The following is a 1,457-nucleotide window of genomic DNA, read 5'->3' as shown; positions in this document are numbered from 1 at the left end:
ATCCAGATGGGGTGGACGGCCTCCATGCGACATCAATGTGCCATGATGAGGTCGGAAGACCATTCAGAGGAGACCGCCCGGATGAAAGTTACCATAATCGGCCTGGATATCGCCAAGTCTGTTTTTCAAGTGCATGGCACGGACGCAAGCGGAAAATGTCTGCTCAAGAAGAAACTCGGGCGGAGTGAAGTTATCTCATTCTTTGAAAAGCTGGAGCGCTGCCTGGTCGTACTCGAAGCCTGTAGCACGTCGCATCACTGGGCTCGTGTCATCCGTGACACCGGTCATGAGGTAAAACTCATTCCCCCTGAAATGGTCAAACCATTTGTCAAACGTGGCAAGAAAAACGATGCTGTTGATGCCGCCGCGATTTGTCTTGCCGCGATCCATCCCGACACGCGCTTCGTCCCGATTAAAAATCGGGAGCAGCAAAGCCTGTTATCGCTGCACTCAACTCGTACCCTTCTGGTCAAACAGCAAACGATGCTGGTGAATGCGTTGCGTGCACTTGCAGCGGAATTCGGTTTGATTGTTCCCCTTGGAAATGCCCGTCTCCCCGAACTTCTGGCGAAAATCGAAACCTCATCCAATCTGCCTGATGCCCTGAAACAGACAACCATGCTGCTCTTTGAACAGTATGGTCGACTGAACGAAAGCATAGAAAACCTGGAAGGAGGTATCCGGACACATGCCAAACAGGATGAAGATGCTCGCCGTCTTTTGACCATCCCGGGCATTGGTCCGGTAACCGCCTCCCTGATTGTCGCGTCTGTTACCGATATTGGGGCCTTCGATACGGCCCGGCACTTCGCAGCCTGGCTTGGTCTCGTACCGCGCCAGCATTCATCGGGCGGAAAAACCCGATTGGGCAGAATTACCAAAACGGGCAACCGGGAAATAAGAAAGATGCTCGTTCTGGGCGCAACATCCATGCTTTACCGCGCACAGAAATGGGATAGCGCTGCGGGAGTATGGCTTTGCAAGCTTCTGGAACGTCGCCCGGGCCGTCTGGCAACCGTGGCGTTAGCCAACAAGCTGGCCCGGATCATCTGGGTTTTGTTGTCGCGCAAAGAGATCTATCGTCCGGCCGGTCGCAGTGTCGCTATAGTCTGACATGTACCACCAGGATGATGGATACCGGAATAAGCTCCGGTAGATCCGGCAGTATGCACTGACCGCGTGATGGGAAAGACTGTAATCAGAAGCAGTTCAGGCAATACCGAATGTCCCCATGTGCCATTGAGCACGAGATCCAGATTGGTGCCTGACACGCAAGCGAACACCCATGATGGCCAGCGAAGGATTTCGCATAAACAGGCCGGACATAAGGGCGCATCTGACCGGATCTCCACATCATGACAGTATCAGTGCATTTCGCTGGAGCGAAAATACGCAGAAGAAAGATACGACAATGCAATCAATGTGACCTCTTGCATCGTAAAGGCCGTCCACATAAG

General features: G+C 53.1%; 1 protein-coding gene. It reads left to right on the top strand.

The features are described 5' to 3' along the window. The first annotated feature begins 81 nt into the window (after positions 1–81). Positions 82–1,113 carry an IS110 family RNA-guided transposase gene (locus DV027_RS17245; RefSeq protein ID WP_014106769.1) on the top strand — a complete coding sequence of 344 codons (1,032 nt, stop codon included), beginning with the start codon at positions 82–84 and terminating at the stop codon, positions 1,111–1,113. The last annotated feature ends 344 nt before the right edge of the window (positions 1,114–1,457 follow it).

The organism is Komagataeibacter xylinus (assembly GCF_004302915.1).
GTDB lineage: Bacteria > Pseudomonadota > Alphaproteobacteria > Acetobacterales > Acetobacteraceae > Komagataeibacter > Komagataeibacter xylinus_C.
Note: the sequence above shows the minus strand (reverse complement) of the source record. Positions and strands in the feature narration are given on the sequence as shown.

What these genes read in the sequence shown, in the direction of transcription:
- DV027_RS17245 (WP_014106769.1), top strand. Translation starts at nt 82, where the DNA reads ATGAAAGTTACCATAATCGGCCTGGATATCGCCAAGTCTGTTTTTCAA.